Here is a 17371-nt window from a genome sequence, read left to right on the forward strand (position 1 = left end):
CCGGTTGCCGAAAGAACCGTCATGGCCATAGCCATGAAGGGCTTTCATCCTTACAGATAAGTACGGTGAAGATGAACAAGCCTTTCATTTCGCTGTGCCCAGAAATTACTCGGGCACATGCACTGACACTGATGGATTGGTTGAAGGATGAGCGCGTGACTCGCTATCTGAGCGATTCGCGCGATGTCTGCCGATCCATCGAGCAAGCCATTGATCGCACGCAATTGCCGATCCTGACCCATCTATTCAACCGGGGCGGCCGTTTTTTCATGGCCTACGACCGGTATGACGCCCCTGTGGGTTTTGTTCGCCTGATCAAGACCGGCTCAGATTGCGAGATAGTCCTGGCCATCGGAGACAGCGACAAATGGGGGCGAAACCTTGGTGCAGGCACGATCCGCGAAGGCATGAAGCTGGCCTTCCTCGACATGCGGGCCGGGAAACTCATCGCCAAGATCCACTCGGACAACAAGCGTTCGCTGAAAGCTTTTCTGCGCAGCGGTTTTCTGCTCGAGAGCGAAACACCGACCTTGAAAACATTTTCCATGACGTCGGGGCGCTATCTGCAGTTCTTGCGTGAAGATGCCGTTGGCGACTCAGGTGGGATCTACATCACTGAGGTCGACAAGGCCAGGTTAGAGAGCCTGATCGCGCTCGAGGAAGGTCCGGCCGTTGTTGAGCTCGAGCATGAGCTTGAACGGGCCATCGTCGTCAAACCGGATCAGGTGGCGTGCAATGTCGTCACGATGAACTCCAGAGCCTTGCTGCAGTTGGACGACGAAGAGATCGAAGTTGCCTTGGTCTATCCAGAAGACGCTAACAGCAGTGCTGGCAAGTATTCCGTGTGTTCCGAGATCGGCGCGGCCATCCTCGGTTACCAGGAGGGAGACGCCATCGACTGGCGGATCTCCGAGCGGACCCGCCGAATTGAAATCCGGAAAGTGCTTTACCAACCGGAGGCAGCGGGTGATTTCCACCTGTGATTGCTAGCGTTCGCTCATCAGGCACGCAGGCCCCAATAGAACGGGGCCTCGATCTGGATTCTCAAGCAGCCGCAAAAGAAACTCGCCCGGTAGGCACCGCGCGGGTTTCTTTTTGCCCAGGCCGATTCACCTCTCTCGCCCAGTCCTCCCCCCCCTGTAGGAGAGGACTTGTTCGCGAATTCCTCAACCCCACCGAAGAACTGCAGCCAATCGCAAACCTTCTTCTTACCCAATCCAGATACCACCGATCAAAACCCGACCCTCTCTCCAGGGCGATCCCCAAATGGGAAGGGCAGCCCCCACCGCGCCATATTCCCTTCCATTGCTTCCCCGGTTATCTGTGACTAGGATCTGCAGTATTAAATAGCCATGCCAATACAGTAGAAGCGCCGAAGGGATTCCAGGTTGCGGGTGCTTCCATCAATTGTTCTTGCTCGGCTGCTATTGCTGTCCCTCCTACTTACGCGAGTCCTATGACCACCTCCGTCATCCTCGGCATGCTCTGCGCGCATCTATTGTGTTTTTGCGTGATGTTCCTGCTCATCAGTACCCGGCTGAACGGCAAGAAAATGGGCATGGAAGTCTTCGCCCTGGGCAACCTGCTGCTCGGCCTCGCTTATATCCTGCAATTGCTCGACGGCCCGCCGGACTGGGGCTTCATGAGCGTCGTAAACCACACGCTGACTCTCTGCGCTCCGGTTGCCTACTTGCTGGGCGCCATGCGCTTCTTTGACCGCCCAACCCCAGTGCTGCGGCCATTGCTCGCACTGGCTGCTGGCTACTCGGTACTGCAGGTGCTGGTGCAACTGACGCTCGGCGACGCGGCCCGCCATGCCCTGTTGGCAGGCTTTTGCGTATTGCTCTTTTTGGGCATGACAGTCGCCGTGCTTTATGGCCGACGGAGCTTTGCCAAAGATCTGCACGTCGAAATGACGGTGTTCGCCGTGCTGATCGCCGGTATCTGCATCCTCAATGCCGCGAAGTTCGCCATGATCCTCAATGGCGGTGTGGCGGCGCTGGATATGAGCAGCGGCTTCCAGAAAGTCTTCTATATCTACATGTCGTTCCTCGCCACCGTGCTGCCGCCCTGCGCGGTATGGCTGGTGCTGCGCCGTCTCACCGACGAACTGCGCACCCTGGCTGCGCACGACCCGCTTACCCGACTGCTGAACCGACGCGGGCTGATGGATGCCCTGGACGCACACTTCCGCTCCCGCACGGCCGCGCCGGCCTATCTGCTGATCGTCGATATCGACCACTTCAAAAGCATCAACGACACCCACGGCCACAACGTCGGCGACCTCGTTCTGAGTCGTGTTGCCGACGTGCTCAAGGCCAACTCTCGCCAGGGCGATCTGATCTGCCGGCTGGGCGGGGAAGAGTTCGTGGTCATCGCCCTGGATACGGACAGGGCCGGCGTGCTGCAGCTGGCAGAGCGTATGCGTTCAGCGATTGAACAAAGCGAAGTACCCGGCACTGCTATGAAGCAACCGATTCGCTGCACGGCGACCATTGGCGTTTCGGATGAATTCACCAGCGCGCATGCGTTCGATGAGTTTCTGCAGCAGGCCGATGCGGCGTTGTATCGGGGGAAGGCGGCGGGGCGCAATCGTGTCGAATGGGAGCTTGCGCAGGAGGTCTAGCGAGTCATATACAGCGAGCCAAATTCTGCAAACCGGGGTAATCGTAATCCGCCGGACGCTTCGCTCAGAGCAGCATCGCCATCGAATACATCTTGTTTGAGGCATTCGCCTAAATCATCCGTCTCGACCGCAAATTAAGCACCTTCGCTTCACACTCTTTGAGTGGTGGCATGTGGCTATTATTTAGTTTGCTCTCTGCAATTTTGGTTATACAAGGGAGTTGTAATGCGGCAATTTAATAGTGAGGTGAGTTGGTGAGCCGAGTTATCAATCGCGTCATCCGCCAAGCTGCTGAAAGTCTGGGGAGCAGCCTTGATCAGTTTTATCCTTCATATGGTCGGAACGGCCTAAACGAACGCAATCTCACGTACCAGATGGCCAAGGCATTCGAATCGCGCAGCGATGCCTATGCGTTCATGGAGGTACCGTTCCTTAATACTGCGACCGGCCGCTATGACTATCGTATCGATTGCATGTTGTTCGATAAGGATCGGGCGCTCTTCGTCGAGTGTAAGCGTCTGTACAAACCTGAGAAAGCCCAGCAGTTAATTGTCGATTTGCAGCGTATGAACGCCGAAAACCTTGCGCCGGTGCTGGAGAAGTTTACTGCTGAAAAGCCTAGAAGCCGGTCGGTCTATCGGATGATATTAGCTGAAACATGGCAGAAACCCATCACTGAATGGTGGAAAAGCAGTAACTCTGGCAGAACTTGGGACGGCTCCTGGCTACCAGAAGATCGTGGCGTTATTGAGGTCAAGACTTTTGACAATGGCAAGACACTGTACTGGTTGTACGCATACGAGCCGTTGCTGTTCTCCAACTAAGTGCGTCGAAGAGGGGGAGGTGTTGGCTGATGCCCGGCTATCACCGACTGGTAGCCGCAGGCAAGAGTTAATCCTAGCGGGAGATTACTCACGTTCTAGGGCAATCTGAAAAGTCGATCAGTGCCCGAAGCCTTAGGCGCGGAGCTGGAGTAGGAAGAAGGTCCGGCCTACCTGTTCAGTGCTACAGCCTCGTTGGGCAAAGCTGCGTCAGTCGTGTGAATTTCCCCAGAGGCAATGCTCCCGAAAAATGTGGGCCTTGAACGGCAGGCTTTATCAGTGGGCTCGATGCATTTTAGGGTACTTCCCACTACAAGCCGTTATTATTGATGGGAGAGGCCAGAAGCGATGTCCCACATTGGCTTCCAAGAAACAAGTGGAGTCTCACATTGCCTTCCAAAGCGCAGTCGAAGTCCCAAGTTGCCTTCCAATGCCATCAAAAAAGCAAGTCGAATCCGGCCAAAAGTCCCAGACTGCCTACCGCGAAAGGCGGAAGATGATTGGTCGAGGATGCTGCGCTGTTGCCGTGACCGCGCGCTGATCTTCTCGGTGTATGATCAGGGCGTCGAACATAAAGTGACCTTGTGGGGCGGTACCGGACTTAACTTCGGCCCGGATCGTCAGCGCATTCTCGCGTATTCTGCGTCGGCCGAGCGTTTCCGTGTATTGGCCAAAGAGCAGGGGGCCGACATTTTCATGTCGAACCATCCGTCCCGTGATGGCGCGCGAGAACGCTTGCCCATGCTCAAGCAGCGTCAGCCCGGTGAGGCCCACCCCTTTGTCGCAGAGTCAGCGCAGGTACAGGGTGCATTAGAGTTGCTGCGTGACTGTTCCTATGCGCAGGCTCTTAAGCTTTGAATCAAATAGTCTATTAGTCGCGCGACACAGTCAATCAAACGAGATCGTTTGCGCTTAGGTGGTGGTCAGAGGCTTTTACCATTTAGCTTTCAAGCTTGTTAGGCTGTGTCCAAGGCGAAGATCTTTGCTTAGCCATGTCTCGCAGCGTACCTGGTGCAGGATGCATAGTGCCGGGCAAAGGAACGAGAGGAACGCTACCTATATGATCAACCCCTTGCACTTCGATCTGCAGTCTCTGCGCTTGTTTATCCTTGCCGCTGAGTCTGGAAGCCTGACGCGAGCTTCCGAACATGCGCACTTAACGCTTTCTGCTGTTAGCAAACGTATCGCGGAACTGGAGCGTACGGCCGACTGTGCACTGTTCGTGCGTCTGCCGCGTGGGTTGGAGCTGACCCCGGCCGGACAGGGACTGCTTGAGCATGCTCGTACCATCCTCGAAGGCGTTAACCGTATGGCGTCCGATATCAGCGACTTCGCAGTTGGGGTGCGTGGGCATGTGCGTGTGTGGGCTAATACATCCGCTGTAGTGCAGTTTCTGCCCAGGGACATCGCCAGCTTTCTCGCCTTACATCCCCAGGTGCGGATTGGTCTTGAAGAAAAGCTCAGTGAGCAGATCGTCGAGGCAGTGGAGGATGGTAAAGCTGATATCGGAGTCTTTGCGGATAACGTGCCCGCTCCTGGGCTAGAGCGTTTGCCTTACCGCCAGGATCGACTGATTCTGCTTGTTCCGCCTGGTCATCCTCTGGCTGAGGTAGAGCGGACAAGTTTCGCCGATACCTTGGACTACGACTATGTCGGTCTGGCTGCGGGCAGTTCGCTACTTAGACGACTGACCGATGCCGCTGTCGCAGCCGAGAAGATCCTTCGCTTACGTATCCAGGTCAGTAGCTTCGATGCTATCTGCAGGATGATCGAAGCGGGTTTGGGTATCGGTATTCTGCCGGAGATAGCGGTGCGCGCCGAACTGCTTGGCGCGGGTTTGCGTGCGGTACAGCTCAGCGATCCTTGGGCCGTTCGGACGCTCTGGCTGGGTGTCAAATCAGCCGATGCTCTGCAGCCGGAGGCTCGCAAACTGTGGGATTACCTGGGGCAGGCCGCACTCCCTACAGACCCTTTCCATTCTGGAAAGGGTCGTTGAAGAACCTGACATTTTCACTCTGGCCTGACTGATCGACCATCAACCCATCACAACGCTTATGACAAGGGTGATGGGAAATGGACATGCCACTCAAAGGCCTAAGGGTCATCGAGCTGGGTCAACTGATCGCGGGTCCCTTCGCGGCCAAGATGCTCGCCGACTTCGGTGCAGAGGTCATCAAGGTGGAGCCACCGGAGGGGGGCGATCCGCTGCGCAAATGGCGCTTGCTGCACGAAGGCACGTCTGTTTGGTGGGCTGCGCAGTCACGCAATAAGCGCTCTCTCACCCTTGATCTGCGGCAGGCCGAGGGGCAGGACGTAGTTCGCAAATTGGTCGCGGACGCCGATGTGCTGATCGAGAACTTCCGTCCGGGCACACTTGAAAAGTGGGGGCTGGGCTGGGAATCACTGCATGCGCTTAACCCTCGTCTGGTGATGCTGCGTGTATCAGGTTACGGGCAGAGTGGTCCTTACCGTGATCGTCCAGGGTTCGGTGTGATCGGCGAATCCATGGGAGGGTTGCGTCACCTCAGCGGTGAGCCGGGGCGCACTCCTGTGAGGGTCGGCGTGTCCATCGGTGACTCCCTTTCGGCGCTGCATGGTGTCATTGGGGTATTGCTTGCCTTACGTCAGCGAGATCAGAACGGCGGAGTGGGGCAACAGATCGATGTGGCGCTGTATGAATCTGTATTCGCCATGATGGAGAGCCTGCTGCCAGAGTACTCACGTTTTGGCGTCGTTCGCCAGGCGGCCGGTAGCAGTCTCCCAGGGATCGCTCCCAGTAATGCCTATCGCTGCCGGGATGGTCGTTACGCGCTGATCGCTGGTAATGGCGACAGTATTTACAAGCGGCTGATGGAGATGATCGGCCGTCAGGATCTAGCTGAGGATCCCGCACTTGCGACCAATGATGGTCGCGTCGCTCGGGTCGATGCCATCGACGAGGCGATCAGCGCCTGGACTGCAGAGCGTGATCTTGAGGCCGTGCTCGCAGCACTTCACGAAGCGCGTATTCCCGCCGGAAAGATTTATGACGCGGCCGATATCGCCAGTGACCCGCACTACCAGGCGCGTGACATGCTCCTGCCCGGTCAATTGCCGGATGGTACGCCTATCACACTGCCCGGCATCGTTCCCAAGCTGTCCAGTACCCCTGGAAGCATTCGTCGCCCTGCTCCCACCTTAGGGCAGCACACGGATGAAGTGTTGAGCGAGCTGAACATTCCTGCTGAAACCCGCGCCGAGTGGCGTGAACGCGGCATCATCTGACGGAGACTTCTACCATGCAACAACGCCTCTATTTTCAGGAGGTCGCCACCCGCGACGGTTTTCAGAATGAAGCGACATTCATCGAAACGGCCGACAAGATTGCGCTGATCGATGAGCTCAGTCAGTGCGGTTACGCCAAGATCGAAGTGACTTCCTTTACCTCGCCCAAAGCTATCCCGGCTTTGCGGGATGCTGAAGCTGTCATGCACGGCATCAGCCGTAACCCCGAGGTGGAATACACGGTTCTGGTGCCAAATGTTCGGGGTGCCGAGCGTGCGCTGGCGTGCGCTATCGATGAAGCCAATTTGGTGATGTCGGTGAGCGAAAGTCACAACCGTGCAAATCTACGCATGACGCGAGAGCGTTCCTTCGAACAACTGCGCGAGGTCGTCCAGGTCATTGGTCAGAGTCCTGTGGCGGTCAATGTCTCGCTCTCTACTGTCTTCGGTTGCCCGATGGAGGGTGATATTACCGATGACGAAGTGCTTCGCTGGGTCGAGCGTTTCGCCGAACTGAACGTTCGCGGTGTGACGCTTTGTGATACCACCGGGATGGCCTACCCGAGCCAAGTCGAGCGCTTGTGTCGGCAAGTACGGGCACGCTTCCCCCAGTTGCAGTTGACCCTTCACTTCCACAATACCCGCGGAATGGCTCAAGCCAATGTGCTGGCGGCTATCGCGGCGGGCATCGACCGCTTCGACGCCTCTCTCGGCGGGCTGGGTGGTTGCCCTTATGCCCCTGGGGCGAGTGGCAACGCTTGCACTGAAGACTTGCTGCACATGCTCGACTTGATGGGGTACGACACCGGGATCGACCTTTCCCGCTTGTTGGGTGTCGCCGCACGCTTGCCTGCTTTGGTCGGTCACGAAGTGCCGAGCCAAGTGCTGCGAGCTGGACGCCGTCTTGATCTGCACCCGGTACCTGCGCATGTCAACTCGATGGATAAACAGGTCGCCGTTTCCGCCGGTATCACTCAAGGAGCCTCGCAATGATTGACCACCTCGATCACCTCGTATTGACCGCCAGTGACCCTGAAGCGACCACTCACTTTTACACCCAGGTACTCGGCATGCGCCTGGAGACCTTCGGTAACGGTCGAATCGCGTTTTGTTTCGGTAATCAAAAAATCAACCTGCATGTCCGTGGCCGTGAATTCGAGCCTAAAGCGCACTTGCCTGTACCTGGGGCTCTGGATCTCTGCTTCATCGCCAGCGATTCCCTCGATGAAGTGATCAAGCACCTTCAGAAACTCGACTGGCCGATTGTCGAGGGGCCTGTGATGCGCACCGGTGCGACGGGGCCGATTCGTTCGATCTACCTGCGTGATCCCGATCTTAATTTGATCGAGATTTCCGAGCTGGTTGGCTGAGCTCAACCGCGTGCTTAACGATTGACGAAGGTTTCTCTGATGAATGTAGTGTTTCTCGACAGCGACAGCCTGCCTCTGAGCCTGTCACGTCCAGCCTGGGTAAGCAGCTGGAATGACCGTCCCGCGACCTTGCCTGCAGATCTGCTGCGCGCACTTGCCGGTGCGGATATCGTCATCACCAACAAGGTTCGCCTGACGCGCGAGACGTTGCGGCAATCGCCTAATGTGCGGTTCATCTGCGTTGCTGCAAGTGGCTATGACTGCGTCGATGTTGCGGCCTGCCGTGATCTGGGCATTGCTGTCGCAAACGTCCCGGCGTATTCGGCACAGAGCGTAGCGGAATCCGTCATCGCCTCTGTATTTGCTTTACGCAGACAGTTGTTTGCATACCGCGACGCTGCGCTGCGCAAGTGGTCTTCATCCTTGCATTTTTGTGTGCATGCACAGCCGGTTCAGGATGTGCGTGGCGCCGTGCTCGGCATCATCGGCAAAGGTGCAATAGGACAGGCGACTGCCCGTTTGGCCGAGGCTATCGGCATGCAGGTGCTCTTTGCCGAGCACCGTGGCCGAGTCGATGTGCGGCCTGGATATGTGGCATTTGATGAGGTTCTGCAGTACAGCGATGTGATCAGTCTGCATTGCCCGCTGACACCTGAATCGCATGCGCTGATTGGCGAGGCCGAACTGGCGCATATGCGTCCTGGCGCCTTGTTGATCAATACCGCGCGAGGTCCTTTGATCGATGAGCAGGCACTGATTGCGGCCCTACGCAGTGGGCATCTAGGTGGTGCTGCGTTGGATGTCCTTGTCTGCGAACCTCCAGCGGCCACTCAGCCGTTGCTCAATCTCATGCATCCCAATTTGATCGTCACGCCTCATGTGGCGTGGGCTAGCCAAAGCAGCTTGCAGGCCCTGGCAAAAGCCATCACCGAAAACCTCTCGGCATTTGCCAGTGGAAACCCGATCAATCTGGTGTCCTGACAGGGGGCTCGAATGTCATTCACTACCCGACATTCTGCTGATGAGCTTCGCATCCTGGTTGCACCTGACTCATTCAAGGGCAGTCTGGATGCGATAGAAGCAGCGGCGTGCATGGCACGTGGGATAGCTCGTATGCTGCCGGGCTGCTCGATTACGCAGCTACCCATAGCCGATGGCGGCGAGGGGAGTGCCGAGGTTGTTTCAAGCGCACTGGATGGACAATGGGCGTCGCTTGAGGTCACCGATGGAAACGGTGAGCCAAGAGTGGTCGCTTATGCCAGTTGTCGAGACAGTTCAATAGGTGCATTCGCGATCCTGGATGTGGCCAGCATCGTTGGTTTGCCCCATGCCCGGATTGCTCCACAACTGCGAACTACACGAGGGATCGGTGAGGCGTTGAGATTGCTCCATGAGCGTGGCGAGCGAACCATCGTTCTTGGGTTGGGCGGAACCGCCACGATGGAGGCGGGTAGTGGTTTGCTCTCCGAGGTTGCGTTGCATTTTTACGATGCTCAGGGGCGTAGCTTTCATCCCACGTTCGACACCCTCGACCAGATTACTCAGGTTGATCGTCGCACCGACCATCACTGGCTCAGCGAGCTGCGCCTGATTGCGCTCACCGATGTGGAAAGCCCACTGACTGGCCCTAAGGGTGCCAGCATGGTCTTCGGTGCACAAAAAGGCTTTACCAACCTCTCTAGCGCTGACCGTTGTCTTGGACGATTTGCCGAGCGATGTGAAGCTTTTTGGGGGGCTGGTTACAGTGCTGCAGCAGGTGCGGGTGCAGCAGGGGGGCTGGGCTTCGCCTTGGCTCTGCTCGGTGCTGAGTTGCAGCCGGGAGCGACCTTTATATCGGACTGCCTGGCCTTGCCGAAGCGTATGGCCGACTTCGACTGGGTCATTACGGGAGAGGGTTGCTCCGATCGACAGACCCTCTTGGGAAAAGGACCTGCTCATATTGCTGCGTTGGCCCAGACGCAAGGCGTTCCGGTATCGCTGTTGAGCGGTGCAATTCAGGACGCGCAGGATCTCGAAGGTCTCTTCGATGGTTGTTTCTCCATCGTCCCTCATCCGTCGCCTTTGGCATTTGCAATCGCGAATGCTGCTGAGCTTCTCGAGCAAGCCAGCTCGCATCTCGCATCATTTTACGGCGCTGTGCATCGTCATTCGCGGCAGGCCAGGAGTCTTCCATGACTATTAATCCATTCCATGCTCGAAAAGTGCTCATTCAGGCTCGTGATGGGATGCCAGATGCTGGTGAGCGTGCGCGTCTTCTGCTGCGTGAGCTGGGTAGTATCCTTGGGCAGGTTATCCATCAGGCAGAAGGTGAGCGACTGTTCAACCTGATTGAAGACATACGTCGCTTGACCTTGAAAATTCACTGTGACGGCCAGTCTAAAGATCAGCAGGCGCTGACTGACTTGCTCCGAACCCTTTCAGCTGCAGACGCGATCGTTGTCCTGCGCGCATTCACCTACTTTATCCACCTGGGTAACGTCGCAGATGATGTAGCTCTAAGTGAAAACGTACGCGAGCGACAAATACGTCAGGGGGACGACCTATCCCTATTTGGCTCGCTGCAGCAACGTATGCGGGACGCCGGCCTATCCGAGGCGCAGATCCGCGAGCGCCTGCATGAAACTCAAGTCATGCCCGTTCTGACGGCACACCCCACTGAGGTGCAGCGTAAGAGCGTGATCGATGTCGAACGTCGCATTACCGACCTTTTGCAGCGTCGTAGCCGCGAACAGCTGACGCCTTCCCAGCTTCACGCGATTCAAGCCGAATTGCATGCAAGCATTGAAGTTCTGTGGCGCACACGACTACTGCGAAACACACGACTTACCGTGCAGGACGAAATCAATAACGTTCTGGCTTATTTCCCGCGCACATTGCTTGCAGCTGTACCTGCCTGTCAGCAGCTTGCATCTCACCACCTCGGGCAGACGTCACAGCCACTGGTCCGGCTTGGATCTTGGGTAGGAGGGGATAGAGACGGCAATCCCAATGTGACAGCTGAGACCTTGACGCATGCGGTCCGTAGCGGTGCGGAGCTGATTTTTTGTCATTACCAGGAGCAGCTCGCTCATCTGGTTCGCGAATTACCGTTGTGCGATGCACGCAGCCCCGTCACTGAGGAGGTGCGCGCGCTCGCTGAGGTCGCCAGTGATTGTTCCGCACACCACCAGGATGAGCCCTATCGGCGCGCGCTGCGACACATCCAAGTGCGTCTCCATGCCACTCAAGAGCGTCTTTTGGGCGGTAATTCGACGTCGCTGTCCTATGTCAGCCCAGAGAACTTTCTGGACGATCTTCAGGCAATACACAACTCACTGAAGCAGCATGGACTTGGCCATGTTACGCAGGGAAGGTTGGCGTCATTTGTACAGGCCGTCAGGCATTTCGGTTTTCATATGGCAACGATCGACCTGCGTCAGTGCTCCGACGTTCATGAGCAGGTGATTTGTGAAGTGCTCGCGCATGCCGATATATGCGACGACTATTCGCAGCTCAGCGAGGAGGGCAAGGTGAGTCTCCTTGACGGTTTGCTAAATACCGCTCGGCCGGTACTGGATACTCACCATCATTGGTCGTCGAAAACACAGCGCGAACTCGATGTACTGACGATGGCTGCGCGTATTCAGCATGACTACGGCAGCAAGGCCCTTGAAAATCACATCGTTTCGCACTGCCGCTCTGTCTCGGATCTTCTCGAAATTTTGCTACTCGCTCGCGAGTCTGGCTGCATGAATGACGGCTTGTGCAGCCTGAACATCGTGCCGCTCTTTGAAACCATTGCTGACCTTCGCCGTGCTCCGGTAATCATGGGTCAATGGCTGGCTTTACCACTGGTTCGCAGCATGCTGGACAAACGCGGCGGCTGGGTCGAGATCATGCTGGGGTACTCCGACAGCAATAAAGACGGCGGATTCCTGAGTGCCAACTGGGAGCTGCATAAAGCAGGACGTGCACTGCGTGACGCCTGTGTAGCGCAAGGTTTCAAGGTGCGCTTCTTTCATGGCCGAGGCGGCTCTGTGTGTCGTGGCGGCGGGCCTAGCCGCGCCGCGATCCTGGCCCAGCCGAATAAATCGGTGATGGGGCAGCTACGGCTGACCGAACAGGGCGAAACCATCGGCAACAAATATCCGGATCCCGACGCAGGGCTTCGTCATCTCGAAGCACTGATAGCCGCCACTTTAGAGGCGAGCTGTCTACCCGGCGAGCATGATGCCTATGAGGAGTTCCATCATGTGGCTGAAGTGCTCAGTGAGCATGCATTCGGCCAGTATCGTTCATTGGTGCACGAAGACGCGTACTTCGCCGAGTTCTTCCGCAATGCCACCCCATTCACTGAAATAGGTCGTATCAACATCGGCAGTCGTCCGGCTGCACGCAGCGACAGCATGAACATTCAGGATCTGCGCGCGATTCCATGGGTTTTCAGCTGGTCTCAATGTCGTCTGATCCTGCCCGGTTGGTTCGGTTTCGGCAGTGCCATATCGGCTTACCGCGAAACGCACGGGGCGAAAGGTGACCAGCAATTGATCGCGATGCTGCGCCGCTGGCCGTTCTTCCAATCAATGTTCGCCAACTTGCGCATGGTACTGGCCAAGGTCGACTTGACGATATTCGAACGTTATGTCGACCTGATTTCTGCACACGGATACGCCCAGCGCTTACACGGCATAATCAAAGCTGAGCACCTGCTGACAAGCAAAGCTGTTCAATGGTTAAGCCAGTATGAGGACGGCTCGCAAGATGATGGTGCAAGCGCATCCCTCAATAGTCGGCTCGTCTATCTCAATCCTCTGAATCAGCTGCAAGTCGAATTGTTGCGCCGTACACGTGAGCCAGGGATTGAGGCTGAAGAATTACGCCAACTGCGTATTGGCGTACATCTGAGCATCAATGGCATCGCTTCAGGTCTACGCAACAGCGGCTGAGTCCTTGTTTAACTGAAGTACCCCATCCAAAAATAACAATGAGGTAACTGTTATGTGCAAGCGTATTGCTCACTTTCTCTTAATCGGCTGCTCACTGATCTTTGCATGCATGGCAAAGGCCAATAATGATCCAATCACGATAAAATTTGCTCATGTTGTGGCTGAACATACGCCCAAAGGGCAGGGCGCTCTTCTGTTCAAGAAATTGGCTGAGGAGCGCTTGCCTGGAAAGGTCAAGGTTGAGGTCTACCCTAACTCCTCTCTTTTTGGAGACGGGAAGGAGCTAGAAGCTCTGCTACTGAATGAAGTTCAACTGTTGGCCCCCGCGCCTGCAAAACTCGATAAGTTCACGAAGAAGCTACAAGTCTTCGATTTGATGTTCCTTTTCGATGATGCGGCTGCTGCTGAGCGCTTTCAGAAAAGTGAAAAAGCTCTGGCGCTTCTCTCAACCATGGAGGACAAAGGGCTAAAAGGACTTGCGTACTGGTCTAATGGCATGCGCCAGTTCACTTCCAACAAGCCCCTGCGTGAGCCGAGAGATGCGCGTGGTATGAAGTTCCGCGTGCAGCCTTCTTACATCTGGGATGAGCAATACGTTGCACTGCGGGCTGTACCGCGCAAGATGGCTTTTGCTGAGCTCTACCAAGGGCTGCAAACAGGGGTAGTAAATGCGTCCGATAATCCATGGTCGAATATATTCAGTCAGCGCCATTATGAGGTTCAGAAATATGTGACTGAAGCCAATTTGACAATGGGCAATTACGTTCTTTTGACGAATACGAAGTTTTGGAATGGCTTGCCGGATGATGTGCGCCATGAGTTGGATGAAATAGTTGTAGAAGTAACAGATGCGGTGAACAAGCAGGCTGAACAGTTGAATCGAGAGGATAAGCAACGAATTGTCGAATCAAATACAGTCGAAGTGATTACGCTTACTCCTGAGCAGCGTTCTCACTGGCGAGAAGCTGTGCAGCCAGCTTGGAAGAAATTTGAGGCTGAAATCGGTATCGACCTGATTAAAGCAGCGCAAGCCGCAAATAATCCTTAAGCGTTTCCCCTGGCCGTTCGGGTCCACGCCCCCGAGCGGCTTTTTTTGGAGCACGAAAACTCTATTTGCCGTTTTTCAGGCAATAGATTTCGGAGAAATTCGCTCGCTTTCATACAACTACAAAAGATCGACGGAGATACCCATGAACGCTTATCAGCGCGTCTGGGAGCACTTCGAGGAAGGCTTCATTGCTTTCCTCCTGGCGGCCATGACGCTGATCACTTTCGTCTACGTGATCCTCAACAACTTCTACACCCTGTTCTATTGGCTGGGTGACCATTTCGGCGGTAACGAGTTTCTACTCGGCATCGGCGACGCCATTCTCGACATGGCCCAGGCGATGACCTGGAGCAATGCCCTGACCAAGGCCCTGTTCGGCTGGCTGATCTTCTTCGGCCTGGCCTACGGCGTGCGCACCGCCGGCCATATCGGCGTCGACGCCCTGGTCAAACTCGCCCCGCGCGGCGTCCAGCGCGTTATCGGCATCATCGCCTGCTCGGCCTGCCTGGGCTACGCCGGTCTGATCGCTGTCGGCAGCTTCGATTGGGTGCACACCCTGTTCAAGGCCGGCATCGGCGCCGAAGACCTCGGCCATTGCGGCATTCAGCAATGGCACATCGGCATGATCGTGCCGTTCGGTTACGCCATGGTGTTCGTCCGTTTTCTGGAAATCCTCGTCCGTATCCTGCGCAACGAGCAGACCGGTCTCGGCCTGGCTGACGAAGCCGCCGATGCCCTGAAGATCAATGAGCACGAGGAGCCCAAGCAATGACCGTTCTGTTCCTCTTCCTGCTGCTGTTCCTGCTGATGTTCATCGGCGTGCCGATCGCCGCATCGCTCGGCCTCGCCGGCTCGATCACCATCATGCTGTTCAGCCCGGACTCGGTGCGCTCGCTGGCGATCAAGCTGTTCGAGACCTCCGAGCACTACACCCTGTTGGCGATTCCGTTCTTCCTGCTCTCCGGTGCCTTCATGACCACCGGCGGCGTGGCGCGTCGTCTGATCGACTTCGCCAACGCCTGCGTCGGCCATATCCGTGGAGGTCTGGCCATCGGTGCGGTGCTGGCGTGCATGCTGTTCGCTGCGCTGTCCGGTTCGTCGCCGGCGACCGTGGCCGCAGTGGGCTCCATTGCCATCGCCGGCATGGTGCGTTCCGGTTACCCGCAGGCGTTCGGCGCCGGCATCGTGTGTAACGCCGGCACCCTGGGCATCCTGATTCCGCCGTCGATCGTGATGGTGGTGTACGCCGCCGCCACCGAGCAGTCGGTGGGCAAGCTGTTCATGGCTGGCGTCATCCCCGGCATCATGCTCGGCGTCGTATTGATGGTGGCGATCTACATCGTCGCGCGCATCAAGAAGCTGCCGGCCCTGCCGCGTGCCAGCTTCCGCGAGTGGTTGCGCGCTGCACGTGAGGCGTTCTGGGGCCTGCTGCTGATGGTGATCATCCTCGGTGGTATCTACACAGGCATGTTCACCCCGACCGAGGCCGCGGCCGTGGCGGCGGTGTATGCCGGCTTCGTCGCCCTGTTCGTGTACAAGGACCTGAAGATCCGCGAGTGCCCGAAGGTGCTGCTGGAGTCCGGCAAGCTGACCATCATGCTGATGTTCATCATTGCCAACGCCATGCTCTTCGCCCACGTGCTGACCACCGAGCAGATTCCGCAGACCATCACCGCCTGGGTGGTGGATCTGGGTCTGCAGCCCTGGCAGTTCCTGCTGGTGGTGAACATCGTGCTGCTGATCGCCGGTGCCTTCATGGAGCCGTCAGCAATCATCCTGATCCTGGCACCGATCCTGTTCCCGATCGCCATGCAACTGGGCATCGACCCGATCCACCTGGGCATCATCATGGTGGTGAACATGGAGATCGGCCTGATCACGCCGCCAGTGGGGCTGAACCTGTTCGTCACATCGGCGGTGACCGGCATGCCATTGACCGCAGTGATCCGCGCGGCCATGCCGTGGCTGATGCTACTGCTCAGCTTCCTGATGATTATCACCTACATCCCGGCCGTGTCCATGGCCCTGCCGAACTGGCTGGGGGTGAGCTAGGCAACCGTCGATACCGAAGGCAGCATCGTTCTGACGCAGCACAATGCAGTTGTGCTGCGTCAGGTCCTTGGGGCTTTCGGGATTGCCGAAGGCTTCCAGATAGGAGGGGGCTGCGCACAGTCTGCGTCTGTTCGCAGCAATCTTGCGGGCAATCAACCGGGAGTCGGGCAAGTCCCCGAAGCGGATGGCAACGTCCGGCAGGTTGATCGGCCGGTCTGTCAGGTGCAGTTGTACCTCGACCTCCGGATAGAGCCGGACGAAGGAAGAAATTGCAGGGCAGACATGCGTAGAGGCGCGAAGGTCTGTGCATTAGACGAAACGAGGAGGGCGCCAGAGTCCTACGGGCTCTCGCTTAATCACTGGCTGGGTCAGCATATCTCTGGGCGTGAGGGAGGAGGGGATGTGTAGTGGTCTACTGATCCCGGGCACCGATTTAGGCGAAAATCCTCGCCATAGAGAGGTGTCTGATGAGCAAGCAACGACGTACATTTTCCGCCGAATTCAAGCGAGAGGCTGCTGCCTTGGTATTGGACCAGGGTTACAGCCATATCGAGGCCTGCCGCTCACTGGGAGTGGTGGACTCGGCATTGCGCCGTTGGGTGAAGCAGCTCAAGGCGGAACGCCAAGGCGTGACCCCGAAGAGCAAGGCGCTGACGCCCGAGCATCAGAAGATTCAGGAGCTGGAAGCCCGGATCAACCGGCTGGAGCGGGAGAAAGCGATATTAAAAAAGGCTACCGCTCTCTTGATGTCGGACGAACTCGATCGTACGCGCTGATAGACCAGTTGAGTGAGCAGGAGCCAGTGGAAGTGGTCTGTTCAGCCTTCGATGTGGCGCGGTCTTGCTAATACGCCCACCGTCTTCGACGACGCCATGTCGATGCTCGCCGCGTTGCGCTACGCAGCCAGGTCAACCAGTTGTTCAGCCAGAGTCGAGGCTCGGCCGGCAGCCGCAGCATCCTCGGCATGCTGCGCGAAGACGGCGTGACAATCGACCGCTTCCGCGTGCGTCGGTTGATGCGGGAGTTGGGGCTGGTCAGCAAGCAGCCGGGGTCACATTAAGTCGGTCAGATTTTCGGCCACAGTCTCCTTTATGCACTTTATTTGGAGACGCTCAGGGAGGGCGACCATCAATACCTGATTGATCTTTAAGTATTTTCTTTGAACGGGATTTGTCTCCTTTTTGATCAGAAGGCTCAGACACTTGCGACTCCGTAATAGTGAAAACAAATTAATTTGAAACTTTTCCCCCAGTCGCTAAAAGCGAC

Annotated in this window: 13 protein-coding genes and 3 pseudogenes; 15 read left to right on the top strand and 1 reads right to left on the bottom strand. The window is 56.8% G+C overall.

The genetic code is table 11. From position 1 onward, the window contains the following. The first annotated feature begins 21 nt into the window (after positions 1 to 21). The 14 genes and pseudogenes from BM059_RS07680 to dctM all read left to right on the top strand — a co-directional run bounded on the left by BM059_RS07680 (position 22) and on the right by dctM (position 16105). A pseudogene (locus tag BM059_RS07680) lies at positions 22 to 983 on the top strand (GNAT family N-acetyltransferase). Positions 984 to 1480: 497 nt separating this feature from the next. Further along, complete coding sequence (locus tag BM059_RS07685) at positions 1481 to 2626, top strand: GGDEF domain-containing protein (protein WP_244154388.1); 1146 nt, start codon at positions 1481 to 1483, stop codon at positions 2624 to 2626. Positions 2627 to 2880: 254 nt separating this feature from the next. Beyond that, positions 2881 to 3450: a hypothetical protein gene (locus tag BM059_RS07690; protein ID WP_074937970.1), complete on the top strand. Its 570-nt coding sequence runs from the start codon at positions 2881 to 2883 to the stop codon at positions 3448 to 3450. A gap of 507 nt (positions 3451 to 3957) precedes the next feature. Next, positions 3958 to 4305: an MBL fold metallo-hydrolase gene (locus BM059_RS07695; RefSeq protein ID WP_074937779.1), complete on the top strand. Its 348-nt coding sequence runs from the start codon at positions 3958 to 3960 to the stop codon at positions 4303 to 4305. Between the two features lie 202 nt (positions 4306 to 4507). Next, on the top strand, positions 4508 to 5443 hold the full coding sequence (locus BM059_RS07700) for a LysR family transcriptional regulator (RefSeq protein WP_074937781.1): 936 nt from the start codon (positions 4508 to 4510) through the stop codon (positions 5441 to 5443). Positions 5444 to 5520: 77 nt separating this feature from the next. Next, positions 5521 to 6711 (top strand): CaiB/BaiF CoA transferase family protein, encoded by a 1191-nt coding sequence (locus BM059_RS07705; RefSeq protein WP_074937782.1) that lies wholly within the window; start codon positions 5521 to 5523, stop codon positions 6709 to 6711. Positions 6712 to 6725: 14 nt separating this feature from the next. Then, on the top strand, positions 6726 to 7703 hold the full coding sequence (locus BM059_RS07710) for a hydroxymethylglutaryl-CoA lyase (RefSeq protein ID WP_074937784.1): 978 nt from the start codon (positions 6726 to 6728) through the stop codon (positions 7701 to 7703). Further along, a complete protein-coding gene (locus tag BM059_RS07715) occupies positions 7700 to 8080 on the top strand; it encodes a VOC family protein (RefSeq protein ID WP_074937785.1) in 381 nt (126 codons plus the stop codon). Before BM059_RS07710 ends, BM059_RS07715 begins: the two co-directional genes overlap by 4 nt. Positions 8081 to 8119: 39 nt before the next feature. Continuing rightward, positions 8120 to 9061, top strand: a complete 942-nt coding sequence (locus BM059_RS07720) for a D-2-hydroxyacid dehydrogenase (RefSeq protein ID WP_074937788.1) — start codon at positions 8120 to 8122, stop codon at positions 9059 to 9061. A gap of 12 nt (positions 9062 to 9073) precedes the next feature. Further along, positions 9074 to 10255 carry a glycerate kinase gene (locus tag BM059_RS07725; protein ID WP_074937790.1) on the top strand — a complete coding sequence of 394 codons (1182 nt, stop codon included), beginning with the start codon at positions 9074 to 9076 and terminating at the stop codon, positions 10253 to 10255. Continuing rightward, entirely contained in the window at positions 10252 to 13005 is a 2754-nt protein-coding gene (ppc, locus tag BM059_RS07730; protein ID WP_083413243.1) for a phosphoenolpyruvate carboxylase, read from the top strand. The genes BM059_RS07725 and ppc overlap by 4 nt, the downstream gene beginning before the upstream one ends. A gap of 109 nt (positions 13006 to 13114) precedes the next feature. Continuing rightward, the gene (locus BM059_RS07735; RefSeq protein WP_208606096.1) at positions 13115 to 14053 is read left to right on the top strand and encodes a DctP family TRAP transporter solute-binding subunit; all 939 of its coding nucleotides are present in this window, start codon (positions 13115 to 13117) and stop codon (positions 14051 to 14053) included. A gap of 142 nt (positions 14054 to 14195) precedes the next feature. Further along, the gene (locus tag BM059_RS07740) at positions 14196 to 14825 is read left to right on the top strand and encodes a TRAP transporter small permease (protein ID WP_074937794.1); all 630 of its coding nucleotides are present in this window, start codon (positions 14196 to 14198) and stop codon (positions 14823 to 14825) included. Beyond that, the gene (gene dctM, locus BM059_RS07745) at positions 14822 to 16105 is read left to right on the top strand and encodes a C4-dicarboxylate TRAP transporter large permease protein DctM (RefSeq protein WP_074937796.1); all 1284 of its coding nucleotides are present in this window, start codon (positions 14822 to 14824) and stop codon (positions 16103 to 16105) included. Before BM059_RS07740 ends, dctM begins: the two co-directional genes overlap by 4 nt. Positions 16106 to 16114: 9 nt before the next feature. Here dctM and BM059_RS07750 read toward each other — a convergent pair. Then, positions 16115 to 16393: pseudogene (locus BM059_RS07750) on the bottom strand (LysR substrate-binding domain-containing protein); the annotation flags it as partial. Positions 16394 to 16572: 179 nt separating this feature from the next. Here BM059_RS07750 and BM059_RS25175 point away from each other — a divergent pair. Then, a pseudogene (locus BM059_RS25175) lies at positions 16573 to 17162 on the top strand (transposase); the annotation flags it as partial. Positions 17163 to 17371: the final 209 nt, after the last annotated feature.

Origin of the sequence: Ectopseudomonas composti (assembly GCF_900115475.1) — a bacterium.
GTDB classification, from domain to species: domain Bacteria; phylum Pseudomonadota; class Gammaproteobacteria; order Pseudomonadales; family Pseudomonadaceae; genus Aquipseudomonas; species Aquipseudomonas composti.

Bases quoted from the DNA above. Each gene is read 5' to 3' on its own strand.
- ppc (WP_083413243.1), top strand. From the start codon at position 10,252: ATGACTATTAATCCATTCCATGCTCGAAAAGTGCTCATTCAGGCTCGT.
- BM059_RS07695 (WP_074937779.1), top strand. From the start codon at position 3,958: ATGCTGCGCTGTTGCCGTGACCGCGCGCTGATCTTCTCGGTGTATGAT.
- BM059_RS07740 (WP_074937794.1), top strand. From the start codon at position 14,196: ATGAACGCTTATCAGCGCGTCTGGGAGCACTTCGAGGAAGGCTTCATT.
- BM059_RS07720 (WP_074937788.1), top strand. From the start codon at position 8,120: ATGAATGTAGTGTTTCTCGACAGCGACAGCCTGCCTCTGAGCCTGTCA.
- dctM (WP_074937796.1), top strand. From the start codon at position 14,822: ATGACCGTTCTGTTCCTCTTCCTGCTGCTGTTCCTGCTGATGTTCATC.
- BM059_RS07705 (WP_074937782.1), top strand. From the start codon at position 5,521: ATGGACATGCCACTCAAAGGCCTAAGGGTCATCGAGCTGGGTCAACTG.
- BM059_RS07725 (WP_074937790.1), top strand. From the start codon at position 9,074: ATGTCATTCACTACCCGACATTCTGCTGATGAGCTTCGCATCCTGGTT.
- BM059_RS07685 (WP_244154388.1), top strand. From the start codon at position 1,481: ATGCTCTGCGCGCATCTATTGTGTTTTTGCGTGATGTTCCTGCTCATC.
- BM059_RS07735 (WP_208606096.1), top strand. From the start codon at position 13,115: ATGGCAAAGGCCAATAATGATCCAATCACGATAAAATTTGCTCATGTT.
- BM059_RS07700 (WP_074937781.1), top strand. From the start codon at position 4,508: ATGATCAACCCCTTGCACTTCGATCTGCAGTCTCTGCGCTTGTTTATC.
- BM059_RS07710 (WP_074937784.1), top strand. From the start codon at position 6,726: ATGCAACAACGCCTCTATTTTCAGGAGGTCGCCACCCGCGACGGTTTT.
- BM059_RS07715 (WP_074937785.1), top strand. From the start codon at position 7,700: ATGATTGACCACCTCGATCACCTCGTATTGACCGCCAGTGACCCTGAA.